Annotated in this window: 35 protein-coding genes; 16 read left to right on the top strand and 19 right to left on the bottom strand. The window is 58.3% G+C overall.

The window, feature by feature from the left end:
- Positions 1 to 173 precede the first annotated feature (173 nt).
- Together NC979_RS25225 and NC979_RS25220 are read right to left on the bottom strand one after the other, a co-directional pair.
- A complete protein-coding gene (locus NC979_RS25225) occupies positions 174 to 374 on the bottom strand; it encodes a hypothetical protein (protein ID WP_190517095.1) in 201 nt (66 codons plus the stop codon).
- Complete coding sequence (locus NC979_RS25220) at positions 371 to 580, bottom strand: helix-turn-helix domain-containing protein (protein ID WP_199308740.1); 210 nt, start codon at positions 578 to 580, stop codon at positions 371 to 373. The genes NC979_RS25225 and NC979_RS25220 overlap by 4 nt, the downstream gene beginning before the upstream one ends.
- A 262-nt stretch (positions 581 to 842) precedes the next feature.
- Here NC979_RS25220 and NC979_RS25215 point away from each other — a divergent pair, with 262 nt between their 5' ends.
- From NC979_RS25215 to NC979_RS25205, 3 genes are all read left to right on the top strand, one after another.
- The gene (locus NC979_RS25215; RefSeq protein ID WP_190517089.1) at positions 843 to 1,217 is read left to right on the top strand and encodes a hypothetical protein; all 375 of its coding nucleotides are present in this window, start codon (positions 843 to 845) and stop codon (positions 1,215 to 1,217) included.
- Positions 1,218 to 1,326: 109 nt separating this feature from the next.
- Positions 1,327 to 1,530: a hypothetical protein gene (locus tag NC979_RS25210; protein ID WP_190517086.1), complete on the top strand. Its 204-nt coding sequence runs from the start codon at positions 1,327 to 1,329 to the stop codon at positions 1,528 to 1,530.
- Positions 1,531 to 1,593: 63 nt separating this feature from the next.
- Positions 1,594 to 1,764, top strand: coding sequence for a hypothetical protein (locus NC979_RS25205; RefSeq protein ID WP_190517084.1), 171 nt, complete (start codon positions 1,594 to 1,596; stop codon positions 1,762 to 1,764).
- A gap of 54 nt (positions 1,765 to 1,818) precedes the next feature.
- On the opposite strand, the gene NC979_RS25200 is transcribed toward NC979_RS25205, so the two are convergent.
- Positions 1,819 to 2,541, bottom strand: coding sequence for a hypothetical protein (locus tag NC979_RS25200; protein WP_190517081.1), 723 nt, complete (start codon positions 2,539 to 2,541; stop codon positions 1,819 to 1,821).
- A gap of 449 nt (positions 2,542 to 2,990) precedes the next feature.
- Here NC979_RS25200 and NC979_RS25195 point away from each other — a divergent pair, with 449 nt between their 5' ends.
- Entirely contained in the window at positions 2,991 to 3,530 is a 540-nt protein-coding gene (locus NC979_RS25195; RefSeq protein WP_190517079.1) for a CopG family ribbon-helix-helix protein, read from the top strand.
- Between the two features lie 729 nt (positions 3,531 to 4,259).
- Here the strand turns inward: NC979_RS25195 and NC979_RS25190 are convergent.
- From NC979_RS25190 to NC979_RS25120, 15 genes are all read right to left on the bottom strand, one after another.
- Entirely contained in the window at positions 4,260 to 4,562 is a 303-nt protein-coding gene (locus tag NC979_RS25190) for a hypothetical protein (protein ID WP_190517076.1), read from the bottom strand.
- The gene (locus tag NC979_RS25185) at positions 4,562 to 4,753 is read right to left on the bottom strand and encodes a hypothetical protein (protein WP_190517073.1); all 192 of its coding nucleotides are present in this window, start codon (positions 4,751 to 4,753) and stop codon (positions 4,562 to 4,564) included. The genes NC979_RS25190 and NC979_RS25185 overlap by 1 nt, the downstream gene beginning before the upstream one ends.
- Positions 4,743 to 5,315, bottom strand: coding sequence for a terminase small subunit (locus NC979_RS25180; RefSeq protein ID WP_190517071.1), 573 nt, complete (start codon positions 5,313 to 5,315; stop codon positions 4,743 to 4,745). The genes NC979_RS25185 and NC979_RS25180 overlap by 11 nt, the downstream gene beginning before the upstream one ends.
- A 3-nt stretch (positions 5,316 to 5,318) precedes the next feature.
- On the bottom strand, positions 5,319 to 6,044 hold the full coding sequence (locus tag NC979_RS25175) for a Rieske (2Fe-2S) protein (protein ID WP_190517069.1): 726 nt from the start codon (positions 6,042 to 6,044) through the stop codon (positions 5,319 to 5,321).
- Complete coding sequence (locus tag NC979_RS25170; RefSeq protein WP_190517066.1) at positions 6,041 to 6,592, bottom strand: hypothetical protein; 552 nt, start codon at positions 6,590 to 6,592, stop codon at positions 6,041 to 6,043. The genes NC979_RS25175 and NC979_RS25170 overlap by 4 nt, the downstream gene beginning before the upstream one ends.
- Before the next feature lie 5 nt (positions 6,593 to 6,597).
- Positions 6,598 to 6,834, bottom strand: coding sequence for a hypothetical protein (locus NC979_RS25165; RefSeq protein WP_190517064.1), 237 nt, complete (start codon positions 6,832 to 6,834; stop codon positions 6,598 to 6,600).
- A gap of 75 nt (positions 6,835 to 6,909) precedes the next feature.
- Positions 6,910 to 7,059 carry a hypothetical protein gene (locus NC979_RS25160; RefSeq protein WP_190517062.1) on the bottom strand — a complete coding sequence of 50 codons (150 nt, stop codon included), beginning with the start codon at positions 7,057 to 7,059 and terminating at the stop codon, positions 6,910 to 6,912.
- Positions 7,056 to 7,286 (bottom strand): hypothetical protein, encoded by a 231-nt coding sequence (locus NC979_RS25155; RefSeq protein WP_190517059.1) that lies wholly within the window; start codon positions 7,284 to 7,286, stop codon positions 7,056 to 7,058. The genes NC979_RS25160 and NC979_RS25155 overlap by 4 nt, the downstream gene beginning before the upstream one ends.
- Entirely contained in the window at positions 7,273 to 10,713 is a 3,441-nt protein-coding gene (locus NC979_RS25150; protein WP_190517057.1) for a DUF3854 domain-containing protein, read from the bottom strand. The genes NC979_RS25155 and NC979_RS25150 overlap by 14 nt, the downstream gene beginning before the upstream one ends.
- The gene (locus NC979_RS25145) at positions 10,710 to 11,093 is read right to left on the bottom strand and encodes a hypothetical protein (RefSeq protein WP_190517054.1); all 384 of its coding nucleotides are present in this window, start codon (positions 11,091 to 11,093) and stop codon (positions 10,710 to 10,712) included. Before NC979_RS25145 ends, NC979_RS25150 begins: the two co-directional genes overlap by 4 nt.
- Before the next feature lie 214 nt (positions 11,094 to 11,307).
- Complete coding sequence (locus NC979_RS25140; protein ID WP_190517052.1) at positions 11,308 to 12,180, bottom strand: hypothetical protein; 873 nt, start codon at positions 12,178 to 12,180, stop codon at positions 11,308 to 11,310.
- Positions 12,177 to 12,467, bottom strand: coding sequence for a hypothetical protein (locus NC979_RS25135; protein WP_190517050.1), 291 nt, complete (start codon positions 12,465 to 12,467; stop codon positions 12,177 to 12,179). The genes NC979_RS25140 and NC979_RS25135 overlap by 4 nt, the downstream gene beginning before the upstream one ends.
- Positions 12,468 to 12,557: 90 nt before the next feature.
- A complete protein-coding gene (locus NC979_RS25130) occupies positions 12,558 to 12,863 on the bottom strand; it encodes a hypothetical protein (protein WP_190517047.1) in 306 nt (101 codons plus the stop codon).
- A gap of 13 nt (positions 12,864 to 12,876) precedes the next feature.
- Complete coding sequence (locus tag NC979_RS25125) at positions 12,877 to 13,038, bottom strand: hypothetical protein (protein ID WP_190517045.1); 162 nt, start codon at positions 13,036 to 13,038, stop codon at positions 12,877 to 12,879.
- A 49-nt stretch (positions 13,039 to 13,087) separates the two neighbouring features.
- Positions 13,088 to 13,288 carry a hypothetical protein gene (locus tag NC979_RS25120; RefSeq protein ID WP_190517043.1) on the bottom strand — a complete coding sequence of 67 codons (201 nt, stop codon included), beginning with the start codon at positions 13,286 to 13,288 and terminating at the stop codon, positions 13,088 to 13,090.
- A 218-nt stretch (positions 13,289 to 13,506) separates the two neighbouring features.
- Here NC979_RS25120 and NC979_RS25115 point away from each other — a divergent pair, with 218 nt between their 5' ends.
- The 5 genes from NC979_RS25115 (at position 13,507) to NC979_RS25095 (ending at position 15,250) form a co-directional block, all read left to right on the top strand.
- Entirely contained in the window at positions 13,507 to 14,085 is a 579-nt protein-coding gene (locus NC979_RS25115) for a hypothetical protein (protein WP_190517040.1), read from the top strand.
- Between the two features lie 60 nt (positions 14,086 to 14,145).
- Entirely contained in the window at positions 14,146 to 14,430 is a 285-nt protein-coding gene (locus NC979_RS25110; RefSeq protein ID WP_190517038.1) for a hypothetical protein, read from the top strand.
- 60 nt (positions 14,431 to 14,490) lie between these two features.
- Positions 14,491 to 14,724, top strand: coding sequence for a hypothetical protein (locus NC979_RS25105; protein WP_190517036.1), 234 nt, complete (start codon positions 14,491 to 14,493; stop codon positions 14,722 to 14,724).
- A gap of 41 nt (positions 14,725 to 14,765) precedes the next feature.
- On the top strand, positions 14,766 to 14,942 hold the full coding sequence (locus NC979_RS25100) for a hypothetical protein (protein WP_190517033.1): 177 nt from the start codon (positions 14,766 to 14,768) through the stop codon (positions 14,940 to 14,942).
- A gap of 101 nt (positions 14,943 to 15,043) precedes the next feature.
- Positions 15,044 to 15,250, top strand: a complete 207-nt coding sequence (locus NC979_RS25095) for a hypothetical protein (protein WP_190517031.1) — start codon at positions 15,044 to 15,046, stop codon at positions 15,248 to 15,250.
- An 87-nt stretch (positions 15,251 to 15,337) separates the two neighbouring features.
- Here NC979_RS25095 and NC979_RS25090 read toward each other — a convergent pair whose 3' ends face one another.
- A complete protein-coding gene (locus NC979_RS25090; protein WP_190517029.1) occupies positions 15,338 to 15,478 on the bottom strand; it encodes a hypothetical protein in 141 nt (46 codons plus the stop codon).
- On the opposite strand from NC979_RS25090, the gene NC979_RS25085 reads away from it, so the two are divergent.
- From NC979_RS25085 to nrtS, 7 genes are all read left to right on the top strand, one after another.
- Positions 15,477 to 15,833 (top strand): hypothetical protein, encoded by a 357-nt coding sequence (locus NC979_RS25085; protein WP_190517026.1) that lies wholly within the window; start codon positions 15,477 to 15,479, stop codon positions 15,831 to 15,833. The genes NC979_RS25090 and NC979_RS25085 overlap by 2 nt on opposite strands.
- On the top strand, positions 15,830 to 16,303 hold the full coding sequence (locus tag NC979_RS25080; RefSeq protein ID WP_190517025.1) for a hypothetical protein: 474 nt from the start codon (positions 15,830 to 15,832) through the stop codon (positions 16,301 to 16,303). Before NC979_RS25085 ends, NC979_RS25080 begins: the two co-directional genes overlap by 4 nt.
- A complete protein-coding gene (locus tag NC979_RS25075; protein WP_190517024.1) occupies positions 16,284 to 17,612 on the top strand; it encodes a hypothetical protein in 1,329 nt (442 codons plus the stop codon). The genes NC979_RS25080 and NC979_RS25075 overlap by 20 nt, the downstream gene beginning before the upstream one ends.
- Before the next feature lie 113 nt (positions 17,613 to 17,725).
- On the top strand, positions 17,726 to 17,947 hold the full coding sequence (locus NC979_RS25070) for a hypothetical protein (protein ID WP_190517023.1): 222 nt from the start codon (positions 17,726 to 17,728) through the stop codon (positions 17,945 to 17,947).
- Positions 17,948 to 18,038: 91 nt separating this feature from the next.
- On the top strand, positions 18,039 to 19,268 hold the full coding sequence (locus tag NC979_RS25065) for a glycoside hydrolase family protein (protein ID WP_199308739.1): 1,230 nt from the start codon (positions 18,039 to 18,041) through the stop codon (positions 19,266 to 19,268).
- Positions 19,269 to 19,388: 120 nt separating this feature from the next.
- Positions 19,389 to 19,625: a hypothetical protein gene (locus NC979_RS25060; protein ID WP_190517020.1), complete on the top strand. Its 237-nt coding sequence runs from the start codon at positions 19,389 to 19,391 to the stop codon at positions 19,623 to 19,625.
- A 36-nt stretch (positions 19,626 to 19,661) separates the two neighbouring features.
- On the top strand, positions 19,662 to 19,904 hold the full coding sequence (gene nrtS, locus NC979_RS25055; protein WP_190517018.1) for a nitrate/nitrite transporter NrtS: 243 nt from the start codon (positions 19,662 to 19,664) through the stop codon (positions 19,902 to 19,904).
- Positions 19,905 to 20,043 lie beyond the last annotated feature (139 nt).

The raw sequence follows: 20,043 nt of genomic DNA, 5'->3' as shown, positions 1-20,043 counted from the left end.
CTAACCCCTCATGGGAACCCGCCAGTTGCCCTATCTCCAAAAACAAAACCCCCACGGGCCAGCGGTACCGGTGGGGGTTTATTGCATCTAGATATGGCACGCGCCGCTGTGGGTCCATGGTGCCCCGCCTGGTGAGAGCGGTAGCAGGGGCAGGATGCGATCGGCCAGATGGCTTAGTCGGCTGCGTCGGTCTCAGCCCGCTGCCGGTTCAGATGGGCCAACACCTGCTCGTAGTTCATGCCGTCGTATCGACCCGATTGGCGCATATCCAAAGCTACCCGAACGCCGATCTCGTCGGCGTCGTCCTGTCTCATGCGGATTGAGAGGGGCACGTCGCCGGTAGCGATGATTTTGGCCATTTCCTCTACGGTCATCCCACCTCACCATCAACCCACTCGATGAACTCAGACGGCTGTACCTGGTAGCGATCGCACAGCACCTCTAGCACTCGGATGCTGGGGAGGTGCGATTCATCCTTGGCCAGCTTGTAGCCCGTAGCAGGGGCAATACCAGTGTCCTTAATCAACTGGTATGCCGTCAGACCGTGGGCCGCTAAAAACTCAGAAACTTTATTTCTCATTGGCATGTACCTGATAGTACTACCAGAATACTACCTCATAAAAATAGTACTATCAACATGTTGACAGTACTACTAACATGATAGTAGTATTAGAGGTGTAAGGGGCAGCGCCACCCCACCCAAACGGCCTCCCGGCGGAATGGGCACCGCGACTGAGGATAAGGCCCAACACATTCGCCGGACGGTGTAGGCAGGGTTCGATTCCCCGCCCCGGCTTTAGCCCCACCTCTTCACGGGGCTGTCGTTCTTCGGAGTTTTCGCCATGTTCGCCACGTTCTTGTTTTTCGCGTTTTTCGTTGCCGGTTGCCTGCTGGTAGCTGAGCCCGCGCCGCAGGTGGCCGCGCCGGTGCCGGTAGTCGATGACCTCCCCACGCTGGAGGAGCTGCTGACCGAGGCCGAGGCGTTGATCGCCAAGCCGCTGCCTCCCCTCACGGCGGCGCTGGTTGCCCAGGGCGCTGCGATCGCTGTTCCGGTTGCGATCGCACGGGTTGAGGTTGAGCCGGTCGCCATCGACTACGCCGCCATGACCTCGCAGGAGCTGCGGAAGGAGTGCCAGCGACGGGGTATTGCCTGGCGCAATGCCCACGGCAAGGGCAAGCACCTGCTGAAGCCCGAAATGGTTAAGGCTCTGTCGTAGGGCGATCGCGCTGCCAGCCCACGGCGCTAAGAGAGGGCACCAATAACAAAACCCCCGCCAAGGCCTCAGAAACACTGGCAGGGGCTGTAAACCAAACGTGGAGTTTGATATGACCGCAATTCTACAACAGACCGTGATCGCGCCATTGCCCACCGCCACTGCACGCCGCACCTACCTGGCTACCCTGGCCGATGGCAGCACCGCCCGGGTAACCGTTGCCCAGGGCTACCACCCCTCAATGGGGGGCGGTGAGGTTGCGCGGGTAAGGGCCGCGATCGCCCAACCCATTCACGGCCTGGCTATCGTCGGCTAGGCATAGACCACCTTGGGGCTGGCCCTCGCTGGCCCCGTACTGCACACCTACCGAAACACTGCCATGCCCCACCCCCCGATAGACCACCACCCCCTCGCAGACTTTCGCGCCTTCCTCGCGACACTACCCCCGCCCACACCTGAGCAAGTCGCAGAGGTGCGGCGCAAGGTGATGGAGCGCCGCAAGCTGGCAGCAACACCGCCCCAGGACACTACCCCGCCTGCTGAGGGCTAAGGTTGCTTGAGAACTCACCCGCGCCCCTGGCTACGGTTGGGGGGTTTGTTTTGGCTAATAGCACCTGACCGTGTCTTCGCCAATATTAGCGGGGCCACGGGTGTTGATCGATAACAGCCCGACTTGGCCAGGTAGCAGCACGGGGAGTAGGTCATTGCCCATACCAATGACCGCTTTAGTGTTGGGGTCAATCAACTGGAATTCGACGTAGAGCCCATTGGGGCATCCCTCTTGGGCCATCACGTCGAACTCAAAGCAATAATCGCCCCCATCGCGGCAGGCTATCGGATCTCTGGGAATATAGGCCAGCGCTTTGCCCTCTTCAGATCGCATCTGAGTCCACCCCGGAGACAGTTGCCAAGCAGTGGGTTCTGGTGTCGGTGTTGGGGTCGTCGTGGGAGCCTGTCGCGCCTTCAGCTCTGCCAGGTGGTCGTTGTAGCGCACTGAGGCTACCTCTCGGTTGGCGATGTACTCCTGGATCTTGGTTTGAGCCTCGGCATAGTCGGGGCTGTCGGCGGGTACATTGCCGAGCGATCGCATGGCCGCATCCCACCCCAGCCCTACATCATTCCAATCGTTGCCGGTGGCAGTCTGAGCAGCGACAGCAGCACTGTAACCCTCTGCCTTGCCCTGGGCTAGGTAGTTGGTCGGCTCTGGCGCTGGTGCCTCGACTACCTCTGCGGCTTCAGCGGGTTGCTCTGGTTCGGCAGTGGTTAAGCCACCGCAGCTCGCTAACAACAGGCAGACAGCGATGATGGCGGCTTTGGTGTTGGTCATAGCGACGCAGCAGAATGTTTTGCAGTGCTCCAACCCCAACATTCCCAGCAATCCGCACACTGCCCCGGACGAGTCACCAACTCTTGACCAGCCCTTCACGAATAACCATCTGGATTAGTCAGTGGGAGATGTTGAACACCGCCTAACGCTGTGTGACAGTTGCCCGAAAATCCTGGCCTACCCCTCTGGCCTATCTAGTCCGCCCCAAAACCCCGAAAGCCTTGTTATACAATCGTTTCACGGCTTAGGTCAGTCCGAATAGTTGCGGTGTGAGCAGCTATTCAAACCCCTAAAGCCCTTGCTGTATAACGTTTGTAAAACGCTGCATAACGCTCTGGACTAAACCAAGCCTACTTTGGACTAGTGTTTGCCTTCGCTCGTCGCGATCGCAGCATGTGCCAGTTGCCCTCTCGGGATACCATCGGGGCAGTGTTCAACGGTGCCCAACAATGCCGAACCAGAATATCGGACTGAGACTTGATGTTGAGCTGCTGGCCCAGGTTGACGCCCTCGCTGAGCAGACGGGGCAGACGCGCACCGCCATCATAACCGAGGCCATTCACCAGCGCCTCGGGCTGCCAGTCGGGGATAGTGTTGAACAGCGTTTGGCAAATGTTGAGCAACGGTTGAGCACTGTTGAGCAGGCGTTAGGCAGCGCTGCCGAACAGCGCCGAACAGTCGCCAAACATGACCCTATACAGCAGAATCCTGCACCACCGCCGCCAACTACGACCGCCCCAAAACAGCCCCGCCAGAATGCCCAGCAAGGGGCCTCAGTGCAATCGCAGGTATCAGAGCACCCTGAGAAATCGAAAGGGCTGACCACTGGGGCGGCGCTGGTCTTGGCCAAGGCCGATTTGACCGAAGCCCAGGCGATGGGGGCGAATTACGACGCGCTGATGGTTCGCAGGTATGGGGTGAAGGCCGCGCCATGGCTAGAGTCGCTGGGGTGGGTGCGATCGGGCCGGAAGTGGTGGCCACCGAAATAAAACTACTGCTGTTTTAGTCTCGCTAGCGAATTGACCACATTGGCGGCTTTCAGGTTTGAGATGTTGGAGGTGTTGTTTTTCGAACCTCAAAACATCAATGGATTACTTAATTTATGTCCCGCTGATCGCTCTGTTTGTGTACGGTACCCCCCAGTGGTACTTCCTGGTCAAAGCAGTCCGCAAAGACCTCAAGGACCACCAGCGCCAACGTCAGCGCCGCCGGCGGCGTCAGTGGTGGTCGCAAGTGTTGTTGTGGAAGAGGTAGATCGCCTCAAAACTACACCGAGCGTGGGGCACTGGGTTTTGTATAGTTCGGTCACAAACCAAGACTAATCCACTGCCCTCAGTGCTCTGAACAGCCGTCGCTTGGTATGGGGCTAGAGTATCCCTAGCGACCCCCTCCAGAAACTCCGGTTTGTCCGGTTGGCCCTAAGCTATGCGGGGTACAAACGCGCCACAACGAAACCTGGTGCCACAATGCGTCGGGGAAATAGCGCCTCACCAGTGCAACAGAATGCGACCACAGTGCGACAGAGTGTTACACCCCTTTTCAGCACCTCGCGCCCGTTTGGGTGTTGACCTGATGGCACCTCATCTCACCCGTGGGCATCGGAGCACCGTCAGCGCCTGGGGCCATAATGCGTCGGGTCACTGTGACGATGCTGGGCCGGTCTGGGGGCACCGCTAGCCCTGGTATAGGCCTTAGCTGGGGGATGGGGACTCTAGGGTTCATTTCTCGTAGCGCTCCTTCAGTGCCTTCACAAAATCAGCGGGGGTGAAGTCTGGCAGGGCGATTAGCGAGTCTATGAACTCGTCAATCGTCTGAGGAAACATCAGCCGGTACTGCTGCATCGCCTCGATCGCGGCTTTGCTTAACGGTGCCTTTCTGGTGCCCTGGGCCGCCAGCATCGCCCGGTGCAGTTCATGGATCGACTCTTCCAGCATTGCCTTAAAGTCGAGGTCGGTGGGGCGATCGCTGGGGGCAGATGGTGCCAGGTCGGGGTCTTGCTTCAGGTGTGGAATCTCAACCACTACTGCACCCCCACACCAGCCACGATGGCTTGCAGATGGGCATCAGTCATGCGGCTAATAGCCTCAACCTGCTCAGGGGTACAGGCCCCTGCGATCGCCTCTAATTGGTCGGTGGGCATCGCCCGCAGCTCTGTCCCCAGGTCTCGGGGGATGCCGGGGACACTTTTTAACGGGGGAATCTTAGCTTTCATAGGGTCTTACGCTCCATCCTGTAGGGTTTTCGGGGTCTTCTATCAGGGCCAGGCCGTAGCGCTTGAGGGTAGCTCTAGCTGTGTTGAAGTCGTCATTGATGCCGAAGTAATTGGCTAAGAATCCTAGGGCTGTCATCTTGTTATGGAGCTTTACCTGCTTCCGTACCGTGCGGCCGCCCTCGGTGATCGACTCGTTTACGGTGATGGACTCGATCGCCGCCGTCACTTCTAGGGGCAGCGTGGTGGAATCGTTGAGCGTTACCCCGCCATCGGTAAAGCTGAGCACCTGAGTAATGTTGGCAAATGCAACCGCCGCGATCTCCTCAATGGTGCGCTCTAGGGTAACCTTGGCCGCCTCGCTGGTCACCCGCCGCACCTCTGCCAGGTAGGCCTGAATCTTAGGATTCCTTAGGAGCTGGTGAGCACTGACCGCCATCGCCTGAACGCTGCCAGAGTAGCCCGCCCGGCCATAGGCGGCGGTCGCGTTGAAGTCCACGAGGTATTCCTCGCAGAATCGCCGTTGTTTATCGGTGAGCTTCGTCGGTGGGGCTGTGGCGGTCATCTGTTACACCTTTCGATTCTGTCGCTCATGCCGCTCCGCCACATCAGCTGCAGTCTGGAGAAGCTTATTCAAACTGTCAGGCATCGTCACGTTTAACCCCGTACTAGCGGACATCCCTTCAAGTCGTTTTAGCTGCGCGGCCAGCTCTACGACAGAGCAGAAAATGCCGAGCGCTTTTTCCTCAGCTATTTCTCCGGGTGTCGGCGGTGCTGGTGTTGCCGATATCGCAGGTGGCTCTAATTTCACCACTTCCCCGTCAGCGCCAAAGGTTAGCCCGTGCATTGGGCATTGCCTCCGTCCGTGCTCGTCGGGGGGCACATCTTTGAGGCTGTAGGCCTGGTGAGGGCAGCGATCGCAATCAAGCTTTGCGCCTTCAAAACCTGCCGCCCATTCGTACCACCAACCGGCGGTGTTGGGAGAATCAAGCAGCCAGGGGATAGGAGGACGCAGCCTAGGCAGGTAGCGCACCTCAGTCTTGGTCACACGGTCTTTGGTGATGATGAGCGTTGCCTGCTTTTCAGGTGGTGCAGCCCTGAGTGCCTCAGAGGAAACATGGGGCCAGCTGATATGCCAGTGGGGAGCGCTCGCGTTAGGAATGCCCGAGTCTGCGTGAGGGTCACCAGCCAGCGGCAACGGTTCGCCCTTGGGGAGCCAATGGGGGCGTCTACCTTCGGCCCAAGCGACAGCGCATAGGACAAAGTCGGAGCGGGTTCTCTTTTTCTTGGTCATGGCTGCAAATGGCTCTCCGCCCGCTTCTGGAGCCGTGCAATATTGTCAAATTGCAGCACATGCGGAATTTGAGCGCAAAGCCCATGTGCTGAACGGCCATGATCCTGAATGTTCAACAGCCCCAGCTTGCCTACTCGGCCGCGTTCCTGGGTCAAGGCCATAAATTCTGTGACCGCAGCTGCCAACCCGTCGCTGTGGGCGTTGATCGTCTCGACCAATCCCTCGAATTTGGCTAGGTCGCGTTGGGCCTGAGCTTCGAGCTCTGCTTGGGCCGCAGCAGCCGCAGCCGCTCGCTCTGCCGCAAGTTGGCGCTCTGCCTCGGTCGTGGCTGCCAACGTCAACTGCTGAATCTTCGAGGTGAGTTGCTGTAACTGGCCTTTCAAGTAGCTCGCTTTATGTGCCTCGACGGTAAATTCGTCGCTGCCCGGCTCCATTTTGGTCAGGCGGCTTTGCAGCTCTGAGAATTGACGGGCCAGTTGGCTGTGTTGGCGGGTTGCGTCGTCGAGCAGGGCCTGGGCTGCCGTTTTTGAAAGAGCTTGGGTAGTCATCGGGTTTAGTCCTGGGGGTGGGTTTGGGGCTGAAACATCGCGTTGATTTGAGCCTTGACGGTTGCTGGGTCAGCTTCGTCGAGGCTGTCGGCGCGCTGGTGGTTGCGGGTGAATTGGGCATCAATCTCAGCAACGGCCTGCCGGGCTGCCTCCTCGCCTTCCCCGTCACCCTCATCAGTCAGATCGGGACCAGGGCCAGGGGCGGTGAACTGCGAGCCTTGATATCGGTTCGATGTGGTCATAACGAGATTCTCAGGGATAGGTCAATTTTAGTCAGTACTGCTGATCGTGCTTCAAGCGTGTTACAGGCTGTCGCCCTACGGTGGCCGGGGGTGGTGTCGTTTCGCCCGCGCCGCACGTTTCCCGGTGCGCTGCTGCACCATGGCTCTGGCAAAGTCCAACAGCCGGTGCTGATCACCTTGGGGCATCTGTTGCCAGAGGTTGAGCAGTTCGTCCGTGGGGGTCATGCTGCCAGCACCTCATCGTCGCCATAGTGATGGGCCAGCAGCTTGAACTCATCTTTGATATCCACCTCGCCGCCAGCGGCCAGGAACTGAGCCCAGCTGAGATACCCCAGCGGCCAACCGCAGTTGGCACAAAGCCAGCGGGCAACGTGGGGAGGTGTGGCCGCCGCTATCAGCCGGGGCGTTGGACGTTGGCAGTCGGGGCAGGTGGTGGGTTTATGCTGCTGCATGGTCACCTCCTACTCCTAGTGGAGGTAATTCCACCCCCTGGGCACCTGTCGGCGGAGCCGCGCCGCCCTTGCCGCTATCGCTTGGGGGTTGCAGTGGTACAGATTTGTTTAGAGAGTCTTTTAACAAGTTTGTACCAGTCAGCGCTGCCTGCCTGGCTGCTACCAGTTGCCGCCACGTTTCAGTAGCCTCGATGCCGTAGATCCACTGCTGGGAACCGTTTACCCGTACCTTCTGTAGTCGAGAAAGGATGAGTCCAAACTTCCGAGCGACCTTACCAGCGATCGCAGTATCGCTCTGGTCTGCACTCACATTTAACCGCCAGTATCGTCGCAGCTCTGCTGAATGTTTGAGGGCTGTTGCCTTAACGCGAGCCTCGGCTTTGCCTCCGGGGGTGATGGTGCCCGCCTTGAGTAGCATTTCGATGTCTGACCTGAACAGCTTGGCCAACATCGCGCGGGGGCCAGCTTGGGGCAGCAGGTGAGCCGCCTTGAGTCGCTGGGTGAGGATCTGCGCTGCCTCCTTTGCGTCGCCTTCCCACAGTGCTTGATAGTGCTCTGCCTCAGCCCACAGAGCAGCACCAGGGGCCATGGGGCCAGCGCTGGGGCGGCCGTTGGTTTCGCTTTGCCGGGGGCAGAATACTGCGTCATACCAGAGCTGTGACTGATTCCAATCGAGGCCGGGGAACCGCGCCATTACGCGCACCTTGGACGCCGTGCATCGTTGCTCGCGAGAGCTGTTTACCCCGCGCTGTATTTTGATAGCCCAGTCTAGGGTATGGGTGTCGGGGTTGATCTCCAGTCTGGCGTGGTAGTCGCTGTCCTCCTTGGCCAGCTGCTCTTTGATCGCATCCCACTGGGCCGCGATCGCCTCGTTTGGCTCAATGCCGCTGGTAATGACCTCGACCTGGTGCCCTGCTTGCCTCAGGGCGTCGGCCAGCACTTCCGCCGGTTGAATTTTCTGGGCCCATCGTCGTTGCCGCCGAGCTGCAAGGTAGTTTTTGATGGCGCTGTCTTGGGAGTCCGCAGGGGCTTGCTCAAAGCCGCCATAGGTAGCGTAGAGTGTTGCCTCCTGCTCCAGATTCCGGTTTGCGCACCATTGGCTAGGGCCTTCGCCAGGCTCTGGGGCGATGTATGCGGGTGCCCAGACGTGACGGGGCACCGCTGGCCGGTATCGCCCCAGCAGCTGCATGGCGGTGTCAGTATCGAGCGATGGGAAATAGCCCCAAACGCTATCGAAGTAAGCGCCCTCGACGGTGATATTGCCCTCGATGGATAGTCCGGTTTTGGCACTGGGGCTAAGAATCAACAGCTGTGGCTGGGCCTGGTAGAGCCATACCTCGGGGGTCTTGAAGAATGCCCGGTAATGACCGCCCTCGTTAGTCTCACTATCGATCCGGTGGGCCACGCTGATACCCGCTGCCCTGGCCGCCCGCTCTAGCCGTCGGCCCTCTTTCTGGGATGTGGTGACATAGAGAATACGCTCGCCCGCCGCTAGCCTGGCCAGTATGTCACCCCGCCATGCAGACGCAGGCGTTGCTCGGTGCAGCTGCACCGGCCAAGGGATAGCCGTCCGTCGGTGCCGTATGCCGACGGTCTGGGCTGCACCTGAAAGGGTTTCAACCAGGGCGATGGTATCAGCATCTAGCCCAGCCTCAGCCAAGGCGATCGCACCGGTGACGGCGGCTCGCTGCATAAGGGCGATTGCGTCTTCCCACCGTGCCGCCCATTCGCTTTGCAGTGTGCCGCCTTCCGCCGCGTCGGTGAACACCTGTGCGGCCTCATCAACAACCAGCAGCAAAGGGCGGTCTTTCGGGATTAGAGACAGTAGCCGGTGGGCGCTATTTTCGCAAGCCACTAGGCCGCCGCTGGCGTCGATTTCGCCCTGGAGGATTCGCTGGTTTTCGGCGTCGGTTGAATAATCGTGGATGTGGGGCAGCTTCCAGTCTTCGCCGGTCTGCTGGCCCAGGGAATTGAGAGGGGAAAGTACTACTGTAATGCCGCCCGCATCAGCCCAAGGCCTTACCCAATCGCGCCCCATCCGGTAGGTTTTGCCGCTGCCCATATTGGCATCGAGCCAATGGATAGCCCCCGGGGTGAGAAGGGGTAATTTTGGGAGGTATTCGCCGGTGGTTTCCCGCTGTGCCTGAGGGAGCTTGCTGCCCAAGATTGACCAAGATCTAGCGATGGACTCAATCCGCCGATACTGTGCCGGGGTTTTGGCCTGCTTAATGAGGGCATCGACCCACCCGCGCCGCTGCTCTGGGGGCAGTGCTGCTAAGGCGTCGTCAATGCCTTTCCCGATGGCCAACGGCCACACTATGAACCGGGCAGTACCGCCCGCCCGCTCGATGGCATTGCCCAGCAGTCGCGCTTGGCGGCTGACCTTGGCCCGTGTACTGGCGCGCTCGTCTTGGTCGTAGGCAGTGGCGATGATTCGCCCCGCTGCTGCGACCTGAGCCATTTCTGGCCATAGTTCCCGCTGATTTTTGCCGTGCCATTGGGTAACGCCTCTCAGGGCGATCGCCGGGTATCCCTGGGAAATTAGGGCAAGGGCTTTTTTCCAGCCCTCAGTAAAAATTACAGGGATGTCAGGGCGGACCAATACCTCAGCCCAAGTGCTCACTCCCCATGAGGCTTTGACAGCCGTCCCTAGGTGAGGGAATAGCGGTTCAGCCTCAGCGTCTGGAGGGGTTTCATACTTAACTGACTTATCCGGCTTCTCAGGGTTAGTCCTGGGATTGTGGGGCTTAGCGTAGGGCGCTACCTCAATGGCGGGGCGGGCAAACCATGCGCCCGCTTCCATAAAGTCGTAGTGACCACGTAGGGCAGAGTTGCCCGTGGTGATATAGGAGCGCACCCTTTGCCGCGCTGCCATGGTGCCTTGCAGCAACTCGACAACCGCCTCGGGGCCATCAAGCCAGAATGCATTCTCCTGGGCCACCTCAAGGTCGATCGCACTGTCTAGAAACTCTTGTAGCCATGGCGCAGCTACTACTGCCTGGGCTATATCTTCCGCTGTCGCCGGGGGCTCAACCTCCTGAGGCGCACCCGCTTGGGCTGCTGGTGCAACGTTGGGAGGCTTTGCTGTGGCCTTAGATTCCTTGCTCTTACTCTTGGTAGCTTTAGGCGGCGCTGGGGGTGATTGGTGGCCGTCCAGGAGTTCTAGGTCGTACTCACTAATCTCCGTGGTCTCGTTGCCACCATCGGGCAGAACCTCGTAAGCCCAATACCATTGGTCATTGATCCGGTTCAGCTTATGGCAGGCTGCCTGCACAGTGCCAACGGTGCCCCTAGGCAACCAGCCCCACTTAACCAAGTCGGCCAGCTCTTTCTCGTCATCTAGTCCTGGATAGCTGACCACCACCACGCTACTAACGGCGATGGGGGGCTGTTCAGCTTGGTCTACTTGAGCAAGGGAAGTGCTCATGCCGCCACCCCCCGAGCACCTGCCCGACAAGCCGCGATCGCTTGCTCTGCCACAACCTCAAACTGACCAGGGCTGATCGCCCCTGACCAGTCTCGAAAATGGGCCGAAATGAAGTCAACCTCGGGGTCGCTGAAGCTACCGCCAAAGCTGCGCCCGGTGTACTCGTCGATGCACCTCCACCGCTGGCCGGGGGCGTCGTAGAGCAGATCTGGCGCTACTCGAAGGGGGGCATCGGGGTTTCCCTCGGAGAATCCTAGCGGTAGCTGGAGGGCTGACCCGGCTCCGTGCGCTAGCCCTGGGGGCGTTGCGGTTTGCTCTGGAGTTGGTACTATAGGGGTGTTGACGCCCGCACCCCCGCGAGCATTTATCTGGGTATTCATTGCCTGTCTCGGTAAATTGCCTGTCCTGGTTAATTGCCTGTCCTGGCTGAGTGAATGACCCTTCGGAAAACCCGTTTCACGTCCTGCGGTCGGCAAACTTTAGGGAACGTGAGCGGGTTTTCTTTTGGGCTTTTGAGCGTCCTGCGGTCGGCAAACTTTAGGAAACGCTCTTGTTTAAGGTTAATCTGGCTTTTGGGTGAAAAATAACTCTGCGCTACGGCGGCTGCAACCCTTGCAGGACAAGGGTTTTCGAGGTCGGTTTGTGAGCGATGGCTGCAATGACTCGACGATGGCTTGTACCATCCCTCACCGTGAGCTTATTTCCGATGACTTTTGCTTCTCCGAATAGCGGGTTACGGGTCTGATCCCTGGCGAAAGCTCCATACGCCTTAAGGAATGCTTTCCACAAAACTGTGGCGGTTGCCGCGTCCCCTGCATCTTCAGCGATTCTCTGGAATGTTTGGATCAGCTTTGTGAGTTCGGGGTACACCTCAGCCCATCCGCCCGGGGTATTTCCCTTTTTTAGCTGATCAACAATGCTGCCATAGCTTGCGGCAACCTTCTCTTTCGGCGTTTTCAGAGTTCGGGGCTTCTTTGTGCTGTACCCTCCCGTTGCTGCTTTATAGTCAGATGTCTCAATGACTTCGCACCCTTCTGGCACAGGTAGATGATCAACCAGCTGCTGGAACTGGAGTTCGTGCAGTATCTCCAGAAGCCAGTCGCCAGCATTCCGAAACGGAATTTCAAGCTCTAACTCTGGGGATGAGTGAAGGTAAGCACAGAGGTGGAAAAGTGCGAGCAGCATCTCACCCGGCTTTTGGTAGAGGTAAAACAACTTGCCTTGTTTTGAATTTTTCCGAGGTGGCTTGTACTCAGGCAGCTTGTGCTTGAGCCACAGACACCACAGATAGGCCATATCCCAGCCTCTGATGTTGCACTCAAAGTGAAGCAGCGCCGGACCTATTAGCAGAGGCGCAAAATCGGGATCTCGTGCAGCCTCGGTCAGAGCGAGCCGCCATTCCTCAAAAAAGCAATGGTCTGAGGGGTCCCTATTGTGCTGTTTATCATTCACCATGTAGCGATTCATTTACCCTCATCCCCAGGCAACTGCCACGGCTCGCCGCCCATGCCGCGGATCTGCTGCTCTAGCCGGAATTCCCGCTCAATGTGCAGACCGGGCTCTGCATAGGTGTCCCCCAGCGCTGCGGTTTTGACCAGCACCTGCGTGCTTCGTCGTGCCCAGTTATCGTACTGAGCTTGGAGGATTTGCCGCAGGTCGTCGGGGAGCTGGGCAAAAGTTGTTTCAGAGGCCGAGGCCTTTAGGAATGACACTTGCTTCTGAAGTTCGATCGCGGTTTTTTCGTTGGCGTGCATAGTTTTCCTCGGGGAACTGCCGCAATGCTAGCGATGTCGGACGGTGGCAAGTCAATGGCGCGCGAAATTGAAACCCATGGGGCAGCCGTGCTACCCTTCCCCCTCGATCGCAACGTCTCCGTGACCATCGCCAGTAAAGCAGTAGGGAATTTTTCTGGTGCGAATCCAGTCGCGCATCTGCTGGTTGAACCACCAAACGCCATCCTGCCCACCGTCTCGGCTGGTGCAACTGGGGCACCGGCATAGGTCAGCATCTAGGCCAGGCAGAATGAACCGCTGCACCTCTAGCTGTTGCTCTGTGGTCAGCTTTGACCAGCTCAAGGACGCGATCGCCAGGTCGCACGGCTTATGTTTTTTGAACAGCTTGCCCTGGTCGGTAATGAGGGGCAGCTCCAATTGGATGGGGAGTCTATTCGCTCTCGTCGTCGGACTGGTTGTCGTCGACGTCGGCCTCACTGGTGTCGTCGGATTGGTCGTCGATGGCGTCGCCGTCGGTACTGTCGTAGTCGTCGGACTGCTCGGGCTCAACGTCGACACGCCAGTCAGGGGTGTAAGTGTTGGGGTCTGACATGGGGCAAAGTCCATAAGGCTTGTTTCTCGGGTCTGCGGGTTGTCGAATTCTACTTGCTATCTTCCGAAGGCGCTGGCAATAGCCCCTCCTGCTCAGCTCTGGCCACCTCTTCGGCCATAACTGATTCAACTAAATTGCTTACCGATCGCAGCCGAATATCAGCTAAGCGCTCAATCTTGGCCTTTAGCTGTGGATCAACATATGCGAATAGCTTGGCCTTATCGGTAGCCACTGGCAAGCCTGACTTCATAAAACACCTCAATGCTACTGGAATAGCGGGACTATGGCGCAATCGTGCAGCCCCTGTACACAAATAGTCTAACCTAAGTGCTACCACTTTGGTTAATCTGTGCTATCACTGTATCAGGGCATGAGAACGTTATCCGAACTGGCGTTGAACGGAAAGCCCCGTTCGGACGCCTCAAAACCCGTTCGCCCCTTGTTCTTTCAACGCTCGGAGCTATCCCGATGGCAAATACTTCTCTGCACAAATTCTGCAAAGACAACGGCATCCCTAAAACCAGTGCCTATGAGCGCTGCAAGCTGCTCGATATTCCTACCCGCGACGGACTCAGCCCTGAAGATCAGCGAGTTCTGCTGCGAGAGTTTGGCAAGGCTGTGGTTGTTGAGCCGGAGACCACCCCCGAGCCCGCCGCACCCGCTGGCGGCATAACCATCGACGTGGGCAACCACCGTGGGGAGTTGAGCTTGCCTCAGCCGCCCAGCACCATTGACCTGGGCACCTACCGTGGCGACAATGCCGCCCTGACTAGCTTTGAGCCTGAAGATATCGATCGCTTTCTGGCTGCCTGCGATGGCTTTGTGGAGGCTGTTGACGCTGACTTTCAGCACCAGCAGGCTGTGACTCAGCAGAAAGAAGCCGCCGCCATCAAAGTACGCTCCAGAGTTGAGCAGGTTAAACAGGCCTCGCTGCTCTACCAAGTGCGCAGTGAGACTCTGGCTTTGCACAATCGGAGCCTAGATGCTGAGCTACAGGCTGGTTTATCCACCCTGGGAAAGCCCAGCGCCGCCCCTGCCGCTGGCTGATTCTGCTGGCCCTGGCCCTCGCTGGGGTTGCGATCGCTTTGACCTTCACCTAATACGACCATGGCCCACCCACTCGACCCACTACGCAGACTACTCGACACCCTACCCCCGCCCACCCCAGAACAGGTTGAGCAGGTCAAGACATATTTTTTGGCTAAGAGCGCCAAGCAAATCAGCTATGCCGATGCCCTGGCCGCTCGTAGCCAAGGGGATACTCGCGCAGCTGACCAGATCGCTGCCTTTGAGCGATGGTGCCTTGCGCAGTCTGATGAGGGCATGCCCTTCAACACTCAATCTTGGGCCGCATGGAGTGAAGCCGAAGGAAGCTCACGACCTCGCCGCTAATCAACAAACAATGTCATGGGTGCATCTGTTCGCAAGTCCCAAATCATTCTCTAAAAACCCATGACTAACTACACCCCAACCACCACTGTTCAAGACTTAAAAGCTGCCGTTGCCGAAGCCCTTGGGGTGCTGGCCGTAGCTGCTGAGGGCGAGAAATTGAAGAATACTTTGCCCAACCCCGACGCGCCGCTTGACCTGGCCACCAGTGTCGCGTCCGATTTGCTCCGCGCCATCGAAGCATTCAATGGCGGCCGATATGGCTTTGACGAGCACGTTAGCTGTGCGCTGGACTAACCCCGCCTACTTAAACCCTAGCCCTTACCTGAGGTAAACCCATGGCTAAAGACCCGCCGAAGCAACCTTTGAAAAAGCCCAAAATCACATACACCGGCAACAAAAAACCAATGCCTCCCAATGTGGCCGCCAGCTTCCGAGAAATGATCGCAGCCATGCATAAAAGGCTAGATGCCGAGCAGCAGGCAAAGCCGGAGGAGGGGCAAGAAGAGACTTAATCCTTCCCTGATCGAAAACGATTTGGAAACCCCCAGCCGGTTGGCAGACCAGAGCTGGGGGCATCGCCCGAAAACCATTACGTAAACGGACTACCAACATTATGACTACCGCCGAAACCCTACGACTAGCCGCCACGATTGCCGAGCGCTGTGAGCAACGGGGCCAGCAGTGCAGCCCTGAGGATGCGATCGCGCGCGCCCGTGCTGCTCAGGTGCAGTTGGCCCAGCTTGAGGTGCTGCGGGGATTGGATTGGGACGACACCGCAATAGAACCGCCGCTACCCGCTGGCGTGAGCATCGCTGCTTAGTCGCACCGCCCCACTACCTGGAGAACCCCCATGAACTCTCTAGCAATGCTTGCTGCAATCGCCGCCCAAAACCTAGCCCCAGGGCAATCAACGGTAGTCAGCAACGGTGAACTGAGTGTGACCGTCAAACACCACCGCAATGGCCAGATCGACATCAGGGGCAATAACAGGAAAAGCCGAGCAGCCCTTAATCAGTAACCCCACAGCCCCATACCTGAGAACCGTCATGAACCGCTTTGCAGACCCCCGCTACTGGCTCACCCTCGCCGCCGTGGTGCTGGGCATCTACCTGGGCTTAGAGGCTGGGGCTGAACGGTACATCCAGCGCCAGGGCCTGCGCCAGCGGGCTGAGTTGACCGAGCTAGAGCGGTGGAAGGGCATGGTTGCCAACCTGGGCCCGTGGGCCATGGTCACCACCATTGGAGCCGTCACCCTCGTTTGGCGAGTGGCCCCAGCTCCTACCCCCAGCGACCGCGATGCCCTCCACCGCCTGGCCTCTGAAAAGCTTGCTCAGCCGTTGCTCAGCGACTCTGAGCAGGCCCTATGGATCGAAGTTCTGAATGCCACGGAGCAACGGAAATGATGAACGCACTGTTTAAGCTACGCCCCGGTTTGTTTGGGCTGCTGGCCACCGCGATCGCAATCAGCAGCTTCTCAACTGCCATCAGCAAAACGCCCCGCACAGTCGCTCGCAGCACCGGCAATGTGCAGTCCGCCGCACTGCCCAGCGAGCAGTCTGAAGCAACGGCCCAGCAAGGCGAGCAGGCCTATACCTACCTGCAATACCAGATTGACACCGACCTGGTGAACCTGGAGCAGACCGTGCGCAACCGCGCCGCCGACTACATTGACCAGGGCCGCACTGCTGCTGACCTCAACAACCTGCTCTATGACCTGGGCCAAACTTGGCAGGCCAGCCCCGAGCAGCTGGTGCAGCGCCTGGCCATCAACCGCGCCATGCAAACCCTGGCCGATGGTGAACCTGCACCAGAGAAAGGTGCGATCGCAACCCCCACCGTGGAGGGCTTCAAAAATGTCTCAGCAGCAGAGTGACCTAGAACGTCAGCTCCACGCCCTGACCGTAGCTGTAGTGGGCACCATCGGGGCTGGGCTGGTCGCCATTAACCCGACGCCCTTCCGAGTGCTAGCTGGGGCCGGTCTGTGTGTGGCCGCCGATGCTCACCGCCTGCGCCAGAGGCTCAGCTATGGCGAGGTGTTCAACAACCTCAAGGGCGCATTGAACATGGCCGGGGAAAGCGCCGGTGCTGAACTGGCGCCGGTGGGCAATGCCTTGGGCCGGCAGCGTGTGCAGATTCAGACTGCTGTGTTCTCCCAGTTGCCCCTGGCTGCTGAGATCGCTAAGCGTATGGAGCAAAGCCAGGCGCTCAAAACCAACGGTCTGGAGCTATTCGCTAAGGCCAAGTCGGGACTCATCCTGGGTGACACCGGCGACGGCAAGACTCAGTTGCTCAACTACCTGGCCGCTGCATTCTTGCAGGCCCACCCCCAGGGCAAGTTGCAGATCGGCGACCTCGACTATGGCAGCTCCCACGGCGATGCTCCGCCCAATACCTGGATGGGTCTGCCGGTGGGCAATGTAGTGATGATTGAGCACCACGACATTCTGGCCGCCATCATCGACGCGGGAGAAGAGGTGCAGCGCCGCAGTCGGGCCACCAAAAGGGCAGCCGCCGCTGGTGAGCCTGCGCCCAAATTTGAGCCTCAGCTGCTGCTGATTGATGAGTGGGTCAGCTTCCTTTCTGAGGTAGACAAAGACCACCGCGAGCCCTTAGCTAAGGCGTTAAACGACATCGTTATCCGTGGCAAGAAGCAGGACGTTTTTGCCTTCCTGGCCTGCCACGACGCCAGCGTTAAGAGCCTTGGAATTGACCAGGCCAAGCTCAGCCGATGGAATGTTTTGGCGCTGTGGAAGTGGACAAATCAGGCTAAGGCTACCGACGTTACCAACCTGCCCCAGGGCTTTTCCGAGGCCCAGCAAACGATAAAAGGGATGCCTCGACAAGTCGGGGATACCTTTAGCGCGATCGCCTATGTCGATAGTGCTTGGTCTGTGGTGGGGGTGCCCTATATCGACCCATCAATGATTAACCTAAACCCCACTGATGAGGCTTTGACAGCGCAGTTTGTAGAGCTACTAGCTACCTATCCTGCTGATGCTCCGCTGTCCTACAACAAGGCTTGGGAATGGCTGGGTAAGCGGTCTGGGGATAGGGTCAATTCAAATCCTGAGTATCGCGTTTTCAAAACTGTTTTAGATGCTCTCAAGGATCGGCAAAAAGACACCCCCCCAGAAAGTGGAGCAAGCAAAGCAGAAAACGACCAAGCAACGGAGCCGCAATAGTTCCAGCGTTCTGCTCCAATGGAGCAGCTTTAACGAGATTCCATTGCTTGAGACCTCCCTGCTCGTTTTCCTAATGTCCGGTAAGACCCCCAAGAATTGATAAAGGAGACCCCATGTACGGCACCCAAAACGGTTTTTTCGGCCAAATTATCGGCGGATTAGTCATCGTCATGATTCTGATTCCCGCCATCGTCAAAAGCCTTTCTCGTGACAACATCAACCTCAACGGCCTCACCCTCGATGTGGCCGAGACAATCCTAGAGGCTGTTACCCAGCGGGATTGGAACTTTGGGGACGAAACCCGCAGCGATACCAACTGGGAGACTCCTGAGTAATGACTGCGATCGCCAACCTTCTAAGAATCTCGGGCTGGCTTACATTCTCTCTGGTGCTGCTGTGGATTTGGAAACCTGAGCGGGTAGAAACATGGGAAACCAAACTAACAACGACTTGGGAAGACTCACAGCAGCAACAGAACAGCTCTACCGAGAACTCAGAGAACTCCGAGCCGTTACCGACGCAGGCTTTACCCAACTCGGAGCCGACGTTACCACCCTCCGAAAAACCCAAGCCGACACTGAACGTAAAGTAAGCGCCGCCGCTGCCTGGGCCGACCTCAAATTTGATGCAATTACCTGGGCCACGTTGCTATCAATCATCTTCGTGAGCCAGGTCTATGTGGCCGCGATTCGCAACGCACCAGGCTGGCTTAAGGCCATGTTGCCAGGGATGGAGCAACCCACCGCTGACGGCGATCGCCCAGCAGGTGCCGCTGAGTCTAAGCAGGTGGTAGCCTTCTCCCGGCCCGGTGACCTGCTGAGGAAAGGTGTGAACCTGGAGGGCTATACCATCAGTTCCACCGTGGGCTGGCGACAAGTCTTTGGCGGCAAGGATTGGCATGAGGGCTACGACCTGGCCACCCCCACAGGCACCCCGCTCTATACCGTGCTGCCGGTGGAGGTGACCTGCCTCAGCGAGGCTCAAAGCGGTGGCGGTGGCATCGGTGCGGCTTACACCGTGGGCAATGAGAAACACCTCTGGCTGCACTTAGACAGATGTACCGCTGGGAGCTACGGCATCGGAGAGCAGTTCGCCACCACGGGCAACACAGGCCGCAGCACCGGCGCTCACCTCGACTACCGGGTAAAAGACCTGGCCAGCGGTGAATGGGTGCGGCCCTATGCTGATGTATTGCGCCTAGCTATCAACCCGAACGCGGTGATCGCAGCCTCGAACCCCGCTATCGATGCGCCGGGGATGACGGAACTGATTAAGAGTTTTGAGGGATTCCACCCCACCCCCTACTGGGATTTTCAGCAGCATAGCTGGGGCTATGGCACCAAAGCACCCGGCGCCAGCGGCCGCATTGACGAAGCCCAGGCAGAGCGGGAACTGCTGGCCTATCTAGAGCGCAACTGCCTGCCTGCGATCGCACCCTTGGGTCTAGCTGAGCATCAGGCCAGCGCCCTAGCTAGCTTCTGCTACAACGTGGGCCCGCACCAGTTCACGGGCAGCGACACCTACCGCCACGCCCAAGCCGGCAACCATGCCGCCGCTGCTGATGCCCTAATGAGTTGGACAAAGGCCGGAGGCAAGGTGCTGCCGGGCCTGGTCAAGCGCCGCGAGAAAGAGCGAGCCGTTTACCTGGGGCAGTAAGTGTAGGGTAGTGACACTTTGACTAAAGTGCTACCGCTCCTTTGATGCTCTTTACAATCAGTGAAAACCATTGAAACTCAAAGGTTTTTCAGCATCAATGAGCATTGCTCAAGAACCATCATGATCGACCCCACCCTGCTCGAAATAATTGCCCGTCTAGAGGGTATTGAAGCGCAGCAGCCTGAGGATCTCACGCTGCTGAAGCATGGCGTAACGCCTCCCGAGTGGGTTAGTGCCAAAGCTCTGGCAGAGGCTCTGGGTTTGGGTCCTCGAGCTGCTGACTATTGGCGTAAAGACTTAGGCGTAATCAGCATATTGGGTGCCATGTTACAGAAGCTTGACGAGCCGGTGCTATAGATTCCTTCACTACAGCCAAGGTTTGGAAACGTGGGTATGGAAGCAGTAAATGGCTACTTAAAAGCACTGGTAACGCCGCATTTGGCCAGGCGCGCTGTACGAGTAGCCTTTGTGATCGGCACGTTACTTTTTGCCATTAACCACGGCACGGCGATGCGATCGCGCACCATGACCCAGGCGCGATGGATCTCGGCTGGGCTGACTTATCTAGTGCCTTACGCCGTCAGCATTCATGGGCAGTTTATGGGTCGAGGCGGACGTCTGGGCACAGGGAAGTAGATTGAAAATCGTCGTTCCCAACCCCTCTAACCCCTCATGGGAACCCGCCAGTTGCCCTATCTCCAAAAACAAAACCCCCACGGGCCAGCGGTACCGGTGGGGGTTTATTGCATCTAGATATGGCACGCGCCGCTGTGGG

The sequence above is a fragment of the Leptolyngbya subtilissima AS-A7 genome (genome assembly GCF_039962255.1).
Classification (GTDB): Bacteria; Cyanobacteriota; Cyanobacteriia; order Phormidesmidales; family Phormidesmidaceae; genus Nodosilinea.
This window is presented reverse-complemented; position numbering and strand designations above follow the sequence as displayed.